This window comes from Streptomyces hyaluromycini, assembly GCF_002217755.1.
GTDB lineage: Bacteria > Actinomycetota > Actinomycetes > Streptomycetales > Streptomycetaceae > Streptomyces > Streptomyces hyaluromycini.
In genome coordinates this window covers 86704-102108 of sequence record NZ_BCFL01000021.1, presented here as the reverse complement: position 1 = coordinate 102108, position 15405 = coordinate 86704, and the positions used below count along the sequence as shown (strand labels likewise).

At 71.8% G+C, this 15405-nt stretch carries 13 protein-coding genes; 7 read left to right on the top strand and 6 right to left on the bottom strand.

All coding sequences use genetic code 11. The annotated features are described in order from the left end of the window. Positions 1-5 precede the first annotated feature (5 nt). The 3 genes from SSP29_RS24775 to SSP29_RS24765 all read right to left on the bottom strand — a co-directional run bounded on the left by SSP29_RS24775 (position 6) and on the right by SSP29_RS24765 (position 3733). Entirely contained in the window at positions 6-2237 is a 2232-nt protein-coding gene (locus SSP29_RS24775; protein WP_089103009.1) for a molybdopterin oxidoreductase family protein, read from the bottom strand. 196 nt (positions 2238-2433) lie between these two features. Further along, a complete protein-coding gene (locus tag SSP29_RS24770) occupies positions 2434-3051 on the bottom strand; it encodes a TetR/AcrR family transcriptional regulator (RefSeq protein ID WP_089103008.1) in 618 nt (205 codons plus the stop codon). Between the two features lie 64 nt (positions 3052-3115). Then, the gene (locus SSP29_RS24765; RefSeq protein WP_150134847.1) at positions 3116-3733 is read right to left on the bottom strand and encodes a hypothetical protein; all 618 of its coding nucleotides are present in this window, start codon (positions 3731-3733) and stop codon (positions 3116-3118) included. Between the two features lie 166 nt (positions 3734-3899). Between SSP29_RS24765 and hmgA the strand changes: the two genes are divergently transcribed. The 4 genes from hmgA to SSP29_RS24745 all read left to right on the top strand — a co-directional run bounded on the left by hmgA (position 3900) and on the right by SSP29_RS24745 (position 8497). Continuing rightward, positions 3900-5264: a homogentisate 1,2-dioxygenase gene (gene hmgA / locus SSP29_RS24760; protein WP_089103007.1), complete on the top strand. Its 1365-nt coding sequence runs from the start codon at positions 3900-3902 to the stop codon at positions 5262-5264. A 26-nt stretch (positions 5265-5290) separates the two neighbouring features. Next, positions 5291-6040 (top strand): GntR family transcriptional regulator, encoded by a 750-nt coding sequence (locus tag SSP29_RS24755; protein WP_089103006.1) that lies wholly within the window; start codon positions 5291-5293, stop codon positions 6038-6040. Between the two features lie 12 nt (positions 6041-6052). Beyond that, positions 6053-7210: a type ISP restriction/modification enzyme gene (locus tag SSP29_RS24750; RefSeq protein WP_089103005.1), complete on the top strand. Its 1158-nt coding sequence runs from the start codon at positions 6053-6055 to the stop codon at positions 7208-7210. 96 nt (positions 7211-7306) lie between these two features. After that, entirely contained in the window at positions 7307-8497 is a 1191-nt protein-coding gene (locus tag SSP29_RS24745) for a CaiB/BaiF CoA transferase family protein (RefSeq protein WP_089103004.1), read from the top strand. Between the two features lie 23 nt (positions 8498-8520). Here SSP29_RS24745 and SSP29_RS24740 read toward each other — a convergent pair whose 3' ends face one another. The 3 genes from SSP29_RS24740 to SSP29_RS24730 all read right to left on the bottom strand — a co-directional run bounded on the left by SSP29_RS24740 (position 8521) and on the right by SSP29_RS24730 (position 10270). After that, complete coding sequence (locus SSP29_RS24740; protein ID WP_089103003.1) at positions 8521-8790, bottom strand: hypothetical protein; 270 nt, start codon at positions 8788-8790, stop codon at positions 8521-8523. A gap of 137 nt (positions 8791-8927) precedes the next feature. Beyond that, positions 8928-9731 carry an anti-sigma factor gene (locus SSP29_RS24735; protein ID WP_089103002.1) on the bottom strand — a complete coding sequence of 268 codons (804 nt, stop codon included), beginning with the start codon at positions 9729-9731 and terminating at the stop codon, positions 8928-8930. Beyond that, positions 9728-10270, bottom strand: a complete 543-nt coding sequence (locus tag SSP29_RS24730; RefSeq protein ID WP_089103001.1) for a sigma-70 family RNA polymerase sigma factor — start codon at positions 10268-10270, stop codon at positions 9728-9730. The genes SSP29_RS24735 and SSP29_RS24730 overlap by 4 nt, the downstream gene beginning before the upstream one ends. Positions 10271-10476: 206 nt before the next feature. Here SSP29_RS24730 and SSP29_RS24725 point away from each other — a divergent pair, with 206 nt between their 5' ends. Genes SSP29_RS24725 through SSP29_RS24715 form a run of 3 tightly spaced genes read left to right on the top strand, consistent with a single transcriptional unit; the run spans position 10477 to position 15377 of the window. After that, positions 10477-12003, top strand: coding sequence for a DUF4331 domain-containing protein (locus tag SSP29_RS24725; protein ID WP_089103000.1), 1527 nt, complete (start codon positions 10477-10479; stop codon positions 12001-12003). 42 nt (positions 12004-12045) lie between these two features. Beyond that, positions 12046-13590: a tetratricopeptide repeat protein gene (locus SSP29_RS24720; RefSeq protein ID WP_438363809.1), complete on the top strand. Its 1545-nt coding sequence runs from the start codon at positions 12046-12048 to the stop codon at positions 13588-13590. Then, positions 13587-15377 (top strand): sulfite exporter TauE/SafE family protein, encoded by a 1791-nt coding sequence (locus SSP29_RS24715; RefSeq protein WP_089102999.1) that lies wholly within the window; start codon positions 13587-13589, stop codon positions 15375-15377. The genes SSP29_RS24720 and SSP29_RS24715 overlap by 4 nt, the downstream gene beginning before the upstream one ends. The last annotated feature ends 28 nt before the right edge of the window (positions 15378-15405 follow it).

Below are 15405 nucleotides of genomic sequence, written 5' to 3'. Positions count from 1 at the left end.
CCAGGTCACGGGGTTGCGGTCACTTCGATGGGGATGCCGTTGAGGACGGCGTTGCCGGACAGCGGGTCGAGCAGGCTGCCGTCGAGGAGCTGGTTGACGTTGACGCCGGGAGCGGTGGCGGCGTGGTTGAGCCGGGTGCCGGGGCGGTTGTGGCCCCAGCCGTGCGGGAGGCTGACGACACCGGGCCGGACGCCGTCGGTGACCTCGGCGGGGGTGACCACCTCGCCGCCGGCGCCCTTGACGCGTACGTCGGCGCCGTCGCGCACGCCGAGCCGTTCGGCGTCCTCGGGGTGGATGTGCAGGGTGCAGCGGTTGGTGCCGCCGGTGAGGGCGGGCACGTTGTGCATCCAGCTGTTGTTGGAGCGCAGGTGGCGGCGGCCGACCAGGACGAGGGCCGCGGGGCTGGTGTCGAGGGCCGCGCGCAGCCGGGGCAGGTCGTCGGCGATCGGCCGCGGCAACAGCTCGACCTTGCCGCTCCTGGTCTTCAGCGGCTGCGGGAGGCGGGACCTGAGGGGCCCGAGGTCGATGCCGTGCGGGTGGGCGAGCAACTGCTCCAGGGTGAGGCCGTCGGGCCGTACGCCGAAGCCGTCGCCGTAGGGGCCGAGGCGCAGCATCAGGTCGAGCCGGCGCTCGGCGCCGGTGTCCCCGGTGAGCCGGCCGGCGAGTTCCTGCGGGTCCCGGCCGTGCACGGGCGAGTGGGTCTCCCTGACCGCCTTGCCCAGGGTCTGGCCGATGACCATGTCGTCCACGGCGGACGGTTCGGCGCCGTGCATGCCGCCGGCCGCGAGGACCAGGCGGGCCAGGATCTCGGTCTCCGCCATCCTGCCGGGCTCCAGCGGGACGGCGGGCCGGGAGTAGCGGACCTGGTTGCGTACGGCGAGGGTGTTGAAGGCGAAGTCGTGGTGCGGGCTCTGCGAGGGCGGCGGCGGGGGCAGCACGACGTCGGCGTGGCGTGCGGTCTCGTTGAGGTAGGGGTCGACGCTGACCATGAAGTCGAGGGAGTCCAGGGCCTTGTCGAGGCGGTCGCCGTCCGGGGCGGAGAGGACGGGGTTGGTGGCGATGGCGATCAGCGCCCGGATCGGCTCGCCCTCCGCCGTGGCGGTGTCGATCTCCTCGGCGAGCGCGGAGAGCGGCAACTCGCCCTTCGCCTCGGGGTGTTGGCTGACCCTGGAGTGCCAGCGCCCGAGCGCGAAGCCCCGGCCGGGTCCGGCAGGGCGAGGGGTCCGGTCGGTGGCGGCCTGCGGGAAGAGCGCACCGCCGGGCCGGTCGAGGTTGCCGGTGAGGACGTTGAGGACGTCGACGAGCCAGCTGGCGAGGGTGCCGTGCGGGACGGTGCAGCTGCCGATCCGGCCGTACACGGCGGCCGTCGGCGCGGCGGCGAGTTCACGGGCGAGGACGCGGATCGTGTCGGCGTCGACGTCCGTGGCGTCGGCGACCGCGTCCGGGGTGAAGTCGCCCAGTTCGGCGCGGAGTTCGTCGAGTCCGTCGAGGTGCGGGGCGAGGTGGCCGAGGTCCACCAGGCCCTCCTCGAAGAGGACTTGGGCCATCGCGGCGAGCAACAGGGCGTCGGCGCCGGGCCGGATGGCGATGTGCCGGTCGGCGAGCTTCGCGGTGCGGGTGCGGCGCGGGTCGATGACAGTGAGGGTGCCGCCGCGGGCCTTGAGCGCCTTGAGCTTGCCGGGGAAGTCGGGGGCGGTGCACAGACTGCCGTTGGACTCCAGGGGGTTGGCGCCGATGAGGAGGAGGTGGTCGGTGTGATCGAGGTCGGGCACCGGTATCGCGTTGGCGTCGCCGAAGAGCAGTCCGCTGGAGACGTGCTTGGGCATCTGGTCGACCGTGGACGCGGTGAAGACGCTACGGGTACCGAGGGCGCCGAGCAGGACCTGCGGATAGAGGCCGCCGGCCACGGTGTGCACGTTGGGGTTGCCGAGGACCACGCCGACGGAGTCCGGGCCGTACCGCTCGACGACACCCCGCACCCCGGCGGCCACCGCGTCGAAGGCCTCGGTCCAGGTGGCCTCGCGCAGCTCGCCGTCCCTGCGGACCAGGGGGGTGCGCAGCCGGTCGGGGTCGGCGTCGACGGCACCGAAGGAGGCGCCCTTCGGGCAGATGAACCCCTTGCTGAACACGTCGTCGCGGTCACCGCGGGCTCCGGTGACGCGGGTGCCCTCGATGGTGAGCGTCAGACCACAGGTGGCCTCGCACAGGGGGCAGATGCGCAGGGCGGTGCGGGGCATGGGGGCCTCCCGAGGATGCGGCGACGGTGGTGGCCGGACTCGGGGTGAGCATACCGGGCGGTATGTGGGGAGGGGAGTCCTGTTGTCGTACAAGTGCGGGCCGATGGGGGCTGGTCGCGCCCACGCGGCGGAGCCGCATACCGATACAGCCCCGCGCCCCTTGCGGGGCGCTACTTCCGGGCGTTTCCGGGGACCGTCAGTCCAGAACTCGGGCCAGATAAGCCCGCAGGAGTTCGCGCGTCTCCGCGATGATCTTCTCGTCGCCCTCCGGGGCCATCCGGAAGGACAGGTGGACCAGGGCGTCGGCGGACTCCACCGCCACCAGGAACGTGCGGCGCAGCGCCTCGTCGGGGGCGCGGCCGACGTACGCCGCCAGCAGGTCGGTCAGCCGGTCGGCCACCCGGTGGTTCGGCTCCGCGTCGCGGGCGCCGACCGGGATCTGGTTGCCGAAGTCGACGAGGGAGAAGCCGGGGGCGGTGCGTTTCATGGCCAGGTACTCGTCGAGCACCGCGTCCATCGCCGTCCGCCAGTCGCCCTTCGGCGCTTCCTCCAGCCGCTCGGTGACACGCTCGGAGTAGCGCTCCAGGTTGCGCTGGGCGAGGGCGTCGGCCATCTGCCGCTTGTTGCCGAAGAAGCGGTAGACCGAGCCGATGGGCACCCCGGCGCGCACCGCGACGGCCCGGGTGCTCAGCTCGTCGTAGCCCACCTCGTCGAGGAGGTCGGCACAGGCGTCGAGAATCCTGGTCAGCCGTTCGGCGCTGCGGCGCTGCACGGGCGCTTTGCGAAGCGATGTCGCTTGGGGCACGGGCTTCATGATGCCTTTCCGCCGGGATCAGGTGAACCTCGCCCCCCAGTACGCGGACGGATGGCCCATGCACTCATCCGGCGTCCGGGCTGCTCGCGGCGCTGTCGGCGGAGGTGGGGGCGGTGGAGGAGGCGGTCGAGGCGGCGGTGGGGGTGGCGGGCGCGGCCCCCGATGCCGACGGCGACGCCGTCTCCGCGCCCGATGCCGTGACGTCCGCCGTGCTCTCCACCGGCTTGCCGTGCACGGCCCATACCGTGCCGTCGTCCGCGTAGAGCCGGGCGGTGATGTGGTGGGTGCCGTGCGGGACCAGGCCGGCGGGCAGGTGGTACGCGGAGGTGCGCAGCCGCGTCACCAGGTCGCCGTCCACGAAGAGGTAGGCGAGGCCGCGGCCGACGACCGCCTTCGCCGCGGTGCCCGCCGGGGAGAAGCGGAAGCGGTGCACGTCGAGCCGGACGTCCCAGCCGCCGGCCGCGTCGGGGGTGACCACCGTGTCCACCTCGGGCGCCCGCTTCCTGTCCAGCTCGCGGTAGTGGCGCCCGCTCTCGTCCGTGCCGTCGAGGATCTTGCCCACCGGTGAGGGCGCCCCCGTCCCCCGCTGCCCGTGCGCCTCCCCGGTAGCGCACCCCGCCGCCGCGACCAGCAGCAGCACGCAGACCGCGAGCGCCCCCGGCAGTCCACGCGTCCACGACATGCCCGGGAGCGTAGAACAGCGCGCCGCAGACCGGATCCCCCTGAAGTCGGGTTCTCGCCATACCCCGCTGGGATGATCCCGGCCCTCTTGCACCCGCCCCCGCGCAATCCTACGGTGATGCATAGGAATCGACGGCACTCGGGTTCAGCAGGTTCAGGGAGCGATCATGAGCGATGGGGGTACCTTCCGCGCGGGCGCGTTCGAGCGCGGGGAGGCGCGGAAGACCGCCGAGGGGCTGTCGTACCTCTCCGGGTTCGGCAACGAGCACTCCTCGGAGGCGGTGCCGGGCGCCCTGCCCGAGGGCCGCAACTCCCCGCAGCGCGCCCCCCTCGGCCTCTACGCGGAGCAGCTCAGCGGTACGGCCTTCACCGAACCGCGGGCCCACAACCGCCGCTCCTGGCTGTACCGGATCCGCCCGTCGGCCGCCCACCCGGCGTTCACCCGGGCCGCCGACAACGGCGGACTGCGTACCGCGCCCTTCACGGACATCGCCCCGGACCCGAACCGGCTGCGCTGGAACCCCCCGCCGGAGCCGCCGCCCGGCACGGACTTCCTGGCCGGCCTGTGGACCCTGGGCGGCAACGGCGACGCGACCCAGCGCACCGGCATGGCCGTGCACCTCTACCACGCCGACGCCTCCATGGAGCGGGTCTTCTCCGACGCGGACGGCGAGCTGCTCATCGTCCCGGAGCGCGGCGGACTGCTGCTGCGTACCGAGTTCGGCCTGCTGCATGTGGAGCCAGGACATGTGGCGCTGATCCCCCGTGGGGTCCGCTTCCGTGTGGAGCTGCTGGAGGCCACGGCCCGGGGTTATGTGTGCGAGAACTACGGCTCGCCCTTCCGCCTCCCCGACCTGGGCCCGATCGGCGCCAACGGCCTTGCCAACGCCCGGGACTTCCTGGCCCCCGTCGCCGCCTACGAGGACATGGAGGGCCCGGTGGAGGTGGTCAACAAGTTCTGCGGCAACCTGTGGACCGCCACATATGCCCACTCCCCTCTGGACGTGGTCGCCTGGCACGGCACACATGTGCCCTACGCCTACGATCTGCGCCGTTTCAATGTGATCGGCACCATCTCCTACGACCACCCGGATCCGTCGATCTTCACGGTGTTGACGTCTCCCTCCGACACCCCCGGCCTGGCGGGCGTCGACTTCGTGGTCTTCGCGCCGCGCTGGCTGGTGGGCGAGAACACCTTCCGGCCGCCGTACTTCCACCGGAACGTGATGAGCGAGTACATGGGGCTCATCGAGGGCGCGTACGACGCGAAGACGGCCGGAAAGGGGGGATTCGTGCCGGGCGGCGGGTCACTGCACAACATGATGTCGGCGCACGGTCCGGACCGGGAGACGTTCGACCGGGCGAGCGCGGCCGAGTTGAAGCCCCAGAAGGTGGACGACGGCCTTGCATTCATGTTCGAGACCCGCTGGCCGGTGACGCTGACCCCGCAGGCGGCGACCGCCGGACACCTCCAGCAACGCTACGACGACGTGTGGCAGGGCCTGGAACGCCACTTCCGTCCCTTGCACTGAAGATCCCTCACCGGTACGGATGACCTGTGACCTCCTTCGCCCCGGACTCGATCGTCCTCAACCGCAAGCTGCCGCTCTGGTACCAGGTGTCGCAGTCGCTGCGCGCCTCGATACTCGGCCGCTCGCCCCGGGACCCGCTCCGGCTGCCCACCGAGGAACAGCTCGCCGGGCACTACGGCGTGAGCGTGCTGACCATGCGGCAGGCGCTGAAGGAACTGGAGGACGAGGGCCTGATCAGCCGGCACCGCCGCCGCGGCACCTTCATCGAACCGGACGCCCGCCGGGGCACTCCGGTACGGCTGCTCGGCTCGGTGGACGCGATCGTGGCCCAGCAGTCCGGGATGACGGCGGAGCTGCTGGACCACGGCACGGTACCCGTCACCGGCGAACTCGCCGACTACTTCCCGGACCTCGCCGAGGTGGCGGCGTACCACCGGCTGCGCAGTGACGAGCAGACCGGCGAGCCCACCAACCACGCCCGCAACCACGTCCGTCCCGAACTGGCCGAACGCATCGACCCGGAGGACCTGGCGCGCCGCCCCATGACCAAGGTGCTCCGCGACCTCGTCGGCACGGACATCAGCCGCATCACGGACACAGTGCAGGCCCGGCTGGCCGACCCGGAGACCGCCCGGCTGCTCCAGGTCCCCCTCCTCAGCCCGATCCTGCACTACACGGGCGTCACCTACGACACCGCCGGCCGGGTCCTGGACCTGGCGGTCATCCACTACCGGGGCGACCGTTTCTCCTTCACGGTCACCCTCGACGCCACCTGAACTCGTCGTACGATGCCGGGCGTGACGCACGACGACGCTCCGCTGCTGGCGGACCTCATGCCGTGGTCCGTCGCACCGCTACGGCTCGGCCGGGGGTGGCCGACGGCCCCCGGCGCGGCGACCCTGAAGGCCCGCTGGGACGCCCTTCTCAAGGCCGCGGGTCCCGACCGCGCGACCCTGTTCGAGCCGACCCGCTCGCGCACGGTCCACTCCGCGGTCGCCCAGCTCCCCGGCCAGCCCAGCGGCACCGCGCCGCTCGCCGACGCGTCGGGCCCCTGTCCGGACCCGGTCCGCGTCCTGGCCGCCCCCTTCGACGAACAGTGGCTGATCCCGGACCACCGCCTGATCGACACGGCCCGCCCCGAGCTCTGGCGCGTGGCCGACGACCACCAGGTCTTCGCGGTGGAATCGGCGGAGGGGACGCCGCTGCCGCTGCTGGCGACCTCGCTCCTCCCCACCCTGCGCGCGGGCCGCATCCGCCCGCTGTACCGCCGCCCGGGCGGCGCGGAGCCGAACCTGGCACCGGGACTGCAGGCGTACCTGGCCGACCGGCTGGGCCGGGACGTCACCCCGCCGGACGTCCTGGCCTGGACCCTGACCGCGATCCGCCCGGACCGCACCGTCCCGCTCACCGAGGACACGGACCTCTGGGCCCGGGGCGTGGAGCTGGGCCACCGGGCCCTGTGGCTGCTGCGCCGGGACGGCGACCGCCCCAAACTCCCGGGCGGCCGCCGCCCGTACGTCCGGGCCCCGCTCCCCTCCCGTCCCCTGACGATCCTCTACGACGCCGAGGAGGAGGCCCTCCACCTGGACGAGGGCCGCATCTCCCCGGTGCCGCCGGAGGCGTGGGACTTCAGGACGGGCGAGGTACGGGTCCTGGAGGCGTGGTTCACCACCCGCACCCAGCAGGCGGAACCGGGCACCCTGTCGGCGATCGCCCCCACGACATGGCCACAGCAGCAGACCTCGGAACTGCTGGAACTGATCACGGTCCTGTCCTTGTTGGCGGACGTACGCGCACAGCGGTCCGCCCTGGAGATCAAGACACAGATCACGGCAGCCGACCTGACGGCAGCGGGCGTACTCCCACCCCCGGAGACGTCCCGCAGACCGGCGTCGGTCCTGGAGCACACCGAAGAAGGCCCGGCGGGCCAACTGACGCTGCTCTGACCGGCCCTCTTTCAGGGGCGCGGGGCTGTATAGATTTGCGGCTCCGCCGCGTGGGCGCGACAAGCCCCCACCCACCCGCAGACAAGGACGGCGCTCATGGACCCTCTGCCCCTCGAAGGCATCACCGTAGTCGCCGTCGAACAGGCGGTCGCCGCCCCCTTCGCGACCCGGCAACTGGCCGATCTCGGCGCCCGGGTCATCAAAATCGAACGAATCGACGGCGGCGACTTCGCCCGCGGCTACGACACCGCCGCCCGCGGCCTCGCCTCGCACTTCGTGTGGTGCAACCGCGGCAAGGAGTCCGTCGCACTGGACCTGAAGGACCCGCGCGGCCTGGACGCCGTACGGCGGCTGATCGCGGACGCGGACGTGTTCGTGCAGAACCTGGCCCACGGTGCCGCGTCCCGGCTCGGCCTCGACGCGGCCACGCTGTGCGCCGCGCACCCCCGGCTGGTCGCCGTGGACATCTCCGGATACGGGGCTACGGGGCCGTACGCCGGCAAACGCGCGTACGACATGCTCGTGCAGTGCGAGGCGGGCCTTGTGTCGGTCACCGGAACGCCGGAGCAGCCCGTGAAGGCCGGGATCCCGGCGGCGGACATCGCGGCGGCCATGTACGCCTTCTCGGGCGTCCTCGCGGCACTGGTGCGACGCGGGACCACCGGCAGGGGCGGGCCGGTGGAGGTGTCGATGCTGGAGGCGCTGGCGGAGTGGCTCGGGCATCCGCTGCACCACACCATCCACGGCGGGACACCGCCGGAGCGCACCGGTCTGGCACACGCCGTGATCGCGCCCTACGACGCCTACCCGACCGCGGACGGCGGACGGGTGCTGCTGTCGGTGCAGAACGACCGGGAGTGGCGACGACTGGCCGAACAGGTGCTCGGACTGCCGGAGTTGGGAATGGAGCCGGTGTTCGCGACGAACGCGGCGCGGGTGGCCAACCGGGCGCGGACCGACGAGCTGGTCGGGACGGCCCTGAAGGCGCTCGACGCCGACGAGGCGCTGGCACGGCTTGAGGCCGCGGGCATCGCGTGCGCGCGGCTGCGGGACCTGTATGAACTGGCCGGGCATCCGCAGCTGGCGGCCCGGGAGCGGTGGCGGGAAGTGGGGTCGCCGGTCGGGCCGCTGCGCGCGTTGCTGCCGCCCATCACGCTGCCGGGCGGGGACGAGGCGCGGATGGGGGATGTGCCCGCGCTCGGACAGCACACCGAGGCGCTGCTGCGTGCCGTGGGGATGACGGACGCCGAGATCGCAGCGCTGCGCCGGGACGGTGTGGCGGCCTGAGCGCGGGCCTGACGGTCAGACGGTCAGTGCTTGTTGCCGCCGAACAGCGAACGGCGCAGTCGGCGCAGCGGCGCGAAGAGCGAGACACGGCTGACCCGTGCGACCCGGTCGCTGCGCTGCGCGGGTTCACGCGCGGTCAGCTCACGCATCAGCGAGGTCGCCTCGACCGCCTGCTGCTGCGGTATGGCGGGACCCGCCAGCACCGACAGATGGCGGTCGAGGCGCGAACTGGTCGCGCCGCTCCCGCAGGTGATCGCAGGAACCCTCGCCCTGCTGCGTGTTATCTGATCCATGTCACTCCCCACCCGTACGAGTCCACCCGGCCCGGGCAGGGTAACCCTATCGCCCCGATGGGGCACTCGTGTATCGCGGTCACAGGATTCACCTTCCCCGCAAGGGTGTTGACGACCCCTCTGCGACTACAGTCCGACTACTCTCCGAATCCAACCGATTTCAGGGCGAGTTGGACAACCGGCTGGCTGGTGGGCTGTGCTGAACCACCGGCAGGTTCGACGGTCACCGCGAGTGACGTCGCGGCCTTGCTCAGACCCGTGGCGACGAGGGGTGCGTCGCCCTCGAAAAGCCCGAGGGAGCGCGGTTGTACACGGGGGCGCATGAGCCAGAGCTGGTGCACCCGGCCCTTCGACAGGGCGCCGTACCCGCTCAGTGTGACGACGGCCTGCCCCTCCGATGCGGAGGCCACCGCTCCGATACTTCGGCCCTGCGCGTCCTTGCTGCTGGTCGCACGGGCGTCGGGCGCGGCCAGAACGTGGGCGATCTCACGCGACTGGGCCCGTTCGGCGTCGAGCTGATTCCGTGTCCGGTCGGCCTGGACCGCGAACAGGGAGGCGACGACCAGCGCGGCGGCCGCGGTGGCGGTGGCGAACGGCACGAACAGGGGCCGCTGCCGCCGGCGTGCCGGCGGGGGCTGTGCGCCCCAGACGTGCGGCGGCAGATTGGGCACGTGCTCCCGGCCGGGGGCCGGCTCCTGGGGGGTGGCGCGGACGGCGGCCAGCACCCGGCCGCGCATCGCGAGGGGCGGCGGGGCCGCCGTCGACCAGGCGAGCCGTACCGCGTCCTCGGTCAGCGCCCGGACCTCGTCGGCACACCGGTCGCAGTCCTTGAGGTGCTTCTCGAAGCGGCGCCGCTCACCGGGCTCCAGGGCGTCCAGGGCGTAGGGCGCGGCCAGGGAGTGCAGGTCCTCGCGGTGCAGCAGGCGGCCGACCAGGCTCACGCGACACCTCCCAGGCAGTCGCGCAGCCGGGTGAGTCCGTCGCGCATCCGTGTCTTGACCGTGCCCAGCGGCAGCTTCAGCCGCTCGGCGACCTCACGGTACGTGTAGCCGTCGTAGTAGGCGAGGGTGACGGACTGGCGCTGGAGGGCGGTGAGCCGGTCCAGGCAGCGGCGTACCCATTCGCGCTCCAGGCCGGCTTCCACCGTTTCGGCGACCTGGTCGAAAGCGGGTTCGCCGGCGCGCAGGGCCTCGCGCTGTTCGCGTTCGCCGGCCGCGCGGGCGCTGCGCACCCGGTCGACGGCGCGGCGGTGGGCGAGGGTGAGGATCCAGGAGAGGGCGCTGCCCCGGCCGGGGTCGAACTTGGCCGCGGAACGCCAGAGTTCGAGGAGCACCTCCTGGGCCACCTCCTCGGACTGGGCGGGGTCGCGGACCACGCGGCGTACGAGCCCGAACACCGGACCGGACACCAGTCCGTAGAGGTCCTCGAACGCCTTCTGGTCGCCACCGGCGACGAGCACCAGCAGTTCCTCCGCCTCCACCCCGTCCCTCCTTCTGCGGCCGCACCCGGCCCGTCCTCCCACACCAGGGCTTCGCAACTGACGCACCTCCGGCAGAAGTACGTATGCGAGCGCCCTAAACGCGGGTCGAGCATGAAGAAAAGATTTTTTTCTTCTGACCAATCCAAACGGCCCTCCCGCTCCGTATACCCGTCCGTCAAGCAAGTTGGGACCGAGGGACGGACGGCATGACACCTCTAATCTCCAGGAGCGGCACGGGGCGCAAGGGCCTTGTCACGCTCATCTGCGGGGCCCTGGCGACCGGCGCGATCACAGCCGCCAGCGTCGCCGCGCTGGAACCGGGGGCGGCCTCCGCCTCCTCCCACCGGGAGGCCCCGCTCATCTCGGGCACTCCGCAATACGACAACACGGACCTGTACGCGTTCGTCAGCCCGGACAAGTCCGACACCACGACGATCGTGTCGGACTACATCCCCTTCGAGGAGCCGGCCGGCGGCCCGAACTTCTACCAGTTCGCGGACGACGCCCAGTACGACATCCACATCGACAACAACGGTGACGCGCTGGACGACCTGATCTTCCGCTACACCTTCAGCACCAAGATCAAGAACAAGAAGACGTTCCTCTACAACACGGGCGTGGTCGACAGCCTGAACGACCCCGACCTGAACGTCACGCAGTCGTACGACCTGGACCTCATCAAGCTGAAGAACGGCAGGCAGCAGTACAAGACGAGGATCGCCGACAACATCCCGGCGGCCCCGTCGGACGTCGGCAAGGCGTCGATGCCGGACTACGCGAAGCTGCGCTCCCAGGCCATCTACAAGACGGCGGGCGGCGGCGCGACCTTCGCCGGCCAGGCCGACGACCCGTTCTTCGCCGACCTGCGCGTCTTCGACCTGCTGTACGGCGGCAACCTGAGCGAGGTCGGCAACGACACCCTCAAGGGCTACAACGTCAACACGATCGCCCTCCAGGTGCCGAACTCCCTGATCCGGCAGTCGGCGTCACGTCCGACCGTCGGCATCTACGCGACGACCCAGCGCAAGAACGCGCAGGGCTACTACTCGCAGGTCTCGCGCCTCGGCAACCCGCTGGTCAACGAGGTCGTCAACCCGCAGAAGGACAAGGACAAGTTCAACGCGTCCGAGCCCAAGGACGACGCGCAGTTCCTGAAGAACGTCACCAACCCGGAACTGCCGAAGCTCATCCAGGCGATCTACAACATCAAGGCGCCGTCCGAGCCCCGCAACGACCTCGTCAGCGTGTTCCTCACGGGCGTCAAGGGCCTCAACACGGAGCAGCCGCAGGCGAAGCCGTCGGAGATGCTCCGCCTGAACACGTCCATCAAGCCCACCGCCAAGCCCAAGCGGCTCGGTGTGCTGGACGGTGACAACCAGGGCTTCCCGAACGGGCGCCGGCTCACCGACGACGTGATCGACGAGGCGCTCCAGGTCATGGAGGGCGAACTGGTCGGTTCCAAGAACGACCTGGGCGACGCGGTCGACAAGAACGACAAGAGCTTCGAGAAGTACTTCCCGTACGTGGCCGAGCCGACGGCCGGTTCGCGCGGCAAGATCGCCAAGGCGGCGGCCGGCAGCAGCACGAAGAGCGCGCTGGGTGACGCCCTGACCGGTTCCGGTGACACCAACATGACGCTGATCGCGGGATCGGCGGCCGCGGGTGCAGCGGGCGTGCTGCTGATCGGCACGGCGTTCGCCTGGTGGCGCCGCCGGGTGCAGCGGCCGTACTGATCGCCGTTCCCTTCAGGGCAGTCGGGTGACTGCGGGTCGGCGGTGGCCGATCGCGCAGTTCCCCGCACCCCTTGCGGGGCGCTCGACGCGCCCTCCACATACTGGCGCGGCCCGCACCCACCCAATCCCCCACGGCGCGGGCCGCGCCGCCCCGCGCGACAGCTACTAGGAGAGGGCATGGCCCCGGGTACGAACGACAAGCAGCCCGCCGAGACGAAGGACGACGAGCGCGTCACCGCCCTGCGCCGGTTCGCCGCCGCGGGGCGGAACTGGCGGCGGGCCCGGCTCGCCGGCTCCGCCGTGCTGATGGCCATCGCGCTGACCGGCGGGGCGATCGCCTTCGGGGCCGCCCGGGACGGCGGTACGGCGCCGGTGGCCACGTCGAGCGCGGTGGACCCGGCGCTGCTCGCGAGCGGTGACCTCGCCACGACGATCGCCTCCCTCCAGGCCCATCTCCGTACCCAGCCGAAGGACTCCGACAGCTGGGCCACCCTCGGCCTCGCCTACGTCGAACAGGCGCGCACCAAGGGCGACCCGTCCCGCTACCCGCAGGCCGAGAAGTCCCTCAAGCGCGCGCTCCAGATCACCCCGGACAACGACCAGGCGCTGGCCGCCGAGGCCGCGCTCGCCGCCGCCCGGCACGAGTTCGCGCAGGCACTCACCTACGCGGACCGGGCCCTGAAGCAGAACCCGTACAGCGCGAACGCCCTCTCCTCCCGTATCGACGCCCTGGTCGAACTCGGCCGTTACGACGAGGCGAGCAAGGCGGCCGATCTCGCCGACCAACGCAAGCCGGGCGTACCGGTGTTCACCCGGTACGCGTATGTGCGGGAACTGCGCGGTGACGTCAAGGGTGCCCAGCGGGTGCTGCAGCAGGCCCTGTCCACGGCCACCTCGAAGGGCGACATCTCCTACGTGGCCGCCCAGCTCGGTCTGCTCGCCTGGAACCAGGGCGACTACAAGAGCGCGCTGGACTACTACGCGCGCGCCCTGGCCGCCGACGAGAACTACCTTCCCGCGCTGGAGGGCCGGGCCCGCGCCCAGGCGGCGAGCGGCGACCGGGCCGATGCCATCAAGGGCATGGAACTGGTCGTCTCCCGCTACCCCCTGCCGCAACCCCTCGTCGAACTCGGTGAGTTGTACGAGGACCGGAACGCCAAGGGCGACAAGGAGAAGGCCGAGGACCAGTACGCGCTCGTCGAGGCCTGGATCGCACTCGCCCGCGCCAACGGCGTCAACGCCGACCTCGACACCGCCCTCGCCGCCGCCGACCACGGCAACAAGGCCGAGGCGCTGAAGGCCGCCCGCGCCGAATGGGCCCGCCGCCACACCGTGCACACGGCGGACGCGCTGGCCTGGGCCCTGCACGTCAACGGCAAGGACAAGGAAGCCCTCCCGTACGCCCGGCAGGCCACCGCCACCGGCTACCACAACGCCTCCTTCATCTACCACCAGGGCATGATCGAGCTGGCCAACGGCGAGAAGGCGGCCGGCCGCGCCGCCCTCACCAAGGCCCTCAAGCTCAACCCCGGCTTCTCCCCGCTGGGCGCCCGTACGGCCCGCAAGGCGCTGGAGGACTCGAAGTGAACCTCCGCCGCACCGTCGCCGTCTTCATCGTGGCCTGCGCCGCGACGCTGCTGTCCGCCGCGGGCGCGAGCGCCCACCCGCTCGGCAACTTCACCGTCAACAAGTACGACGGTCTCGTCGCCGCCCCCGGACAGCTCCGCGTCGACCACGTCGAGGACCTCGCCGAGATCCCGGCGACCCAGGCCAAGCCCGACCTGAAGCGGCTGGGCACCGCCAAGTGGGCCGAGCAGCGCTGCACGACGGCGGCGGACGGCAGCAAACTCACGGTCGACGGCAAGGCGACGCCGCTCACTGTCGGCACCAGCCACGCCGAACTGCGCCCAGGCCAGGCCGGTCTGAACACCCTGCGCGTGGAGTGCCGGTTCACCGCGCCGCTCCCCAAGGGCACCACAGCCACCCTCACCTTCCACAGCGCGGGCACCGACAGCGGCCCCGGCTGGCGGGAGATCACGGCGCGCGGCGACCGGATGACACTGACGAAGACGGACGTGCCGAAGACGTCCCTCTCCCACGAACTCACCAGCTACCCCAAGGACCTGCTCTCCTCCCCGGCCGACATCACCACCGCCGCCGTCCACGTGAGGCCGGGCGGCCCGGCCCTCGCCGAGGAACGGCAGGACGCCCCGGGCGCCGCGATCCTCCCCCGGGGCATCGACCGCTGGACCCAGGCTCTGACCGATCTGGTCGCCCGCCACCACCTCACCGTCGGCTTCGCGGTGCTCGCGCTGTTCATCTCGATCGGCCTCGGCGCGATGCACGCCCTCGCACCGGGCCACGGCAAGACCCTGATGGCGGCGACGGCGGCGGCCCGGGGCGGCCGCGCCCGCCTCCGCGACGTCCTTCCGCTCGCCGCGTCGGTCACGGTCACCCACACCCTGGGCGTGGTCGCCCTGGGCGTCCTGGTGACGGCGGGCTCGGCGGCCACGCCGTCGGTGATCGCCTGGCTGGGCATCGCGAGCGGCCTCATGGTCCTGGCGGCAGGCGCGAACCTGACCCGCAGGGCCTGGCGGAACAGGACCCACGAACACGCTCACGCTCAGGCCCACGAACACGCCCACGGCCACGGCCATCACCACGAGCACGAGCACGATCACGATCACGACCACCAGCACGAGGCGGCCGAGAAGCGAGTGCTGGCCCTGGTCGGGACACACGAGCACGCCCGTGCCCACGCCCGCACGCACGATCACGGGCACGGGCACGACCACCCTCATGACCACGACCACGACCACGCTCATGGCCATGACCACGGCGCTCAGCCACACTCTCTGACCACCCGGTCGTCCGAGGACGACGGCCGGCCCGCACCCCACTCAGCCCGTCCGGCGCTTGAGGACGAGGCCGTTCAGGCCGAAGGGGGGTCCGGGGGCGCAGCCCCCGATCACGGCCACACCGACATGCCGCACAGTCACGGCGGCTTCACCCACACCCACTCCACGGCCCCCACCCTCCGCGGCACCATCCTCCTCGGCTTCGCCGGCGGCCTCGTCCCCAGCCCCTCCGCCGTCGTCGTACTCGTCGGCGCGGCCGCCCTCGGCCAGGCGTGGTTCGGGCTGCTTCTCGTCGTCGCGTACGGTGTGGGTCTCGCGCTGACGCTGACGGCCGCCGGGTTCGCCGTCGTCAAGCTGGGTACGGGAATGACTCGGGTGATGGACAAACGCCCTCGCTGGACCACCCATCCCATGGCCACGCTGGTCCGCAGGACCACCCCGCTCGCCTCGGCGCTCGTGGTCGTGGCCCTGGGCGTCGGGCTGGTGCTCAAGGGGGCCGCATCCGCGCTCCTCTGAGTTACGTTTGTCATGAATTCTTGCGAGC

What these genes read in the sequence shown, in the direction of transcription:
- SSP29_RS24775 (WP_089103009.1), bottom strand. Translation starts at nt 2,237, where the DNA reads ATGCCCCGCACCGCCCTGCGCATCTGCCCCCTGTGCGAGGCCACCTGT.
- SSP29_RS24770 (WP_089103008.1), bottom strand. Translation starts at nt 3,051, where the DNA reads ATGAAGCCCGTGCCCCAAGCGACATCGCTTCGCAAAGCGCCCGTGCAG.
- SSP29_RS24765 (WP_150134847.1), bottom strand. Translation starts at nt 3,733, where the DNA reads ATGTCGTGGACGCGTGGACTGCCGGGGGCGCTCGCGGTCTGCGTGCTG.
- hmgA (WP_089103007.1), top strand. Translation starts at nt 3,900, where the DNA reads ATGAGCGATGGGGGTACCTTCCGCGCGGGCGCGTTCGAGCGCGGGGAG.
- SSP29_RS24750 (WP_089103005.1), top strand. Translation starts at nt 6,053, where the DNA reads ATGCCGGGCGTGACGCACGACGACGCTCCGCTGCTGGCGGACCTCATG.
- SSP29_RS24745 (WP_089103004.1), top strand. Translation starts at nt 7,307, where the DNA reads ATGGACCCTCTGCCCCTCGAAGGCATCACCGTAGTCGCCGTCGAACAG.
- SSP29_RS24740 (WP_089103003.1), bottom strand. Translation starts at nt 8,790, where the DNA reads ATGGATCAGATAACACGCAGCAGGGCGAGGGTTCCTGCGATCACCTGC.
- SSP29_RS24725 (WP_089103000.1), top strand. Translation starts at nt 10,477, where the DNA reads ATGACACCTCTAATCTCCAGGAGCGGCACGGGGCGCAAGGGCCTTGTC.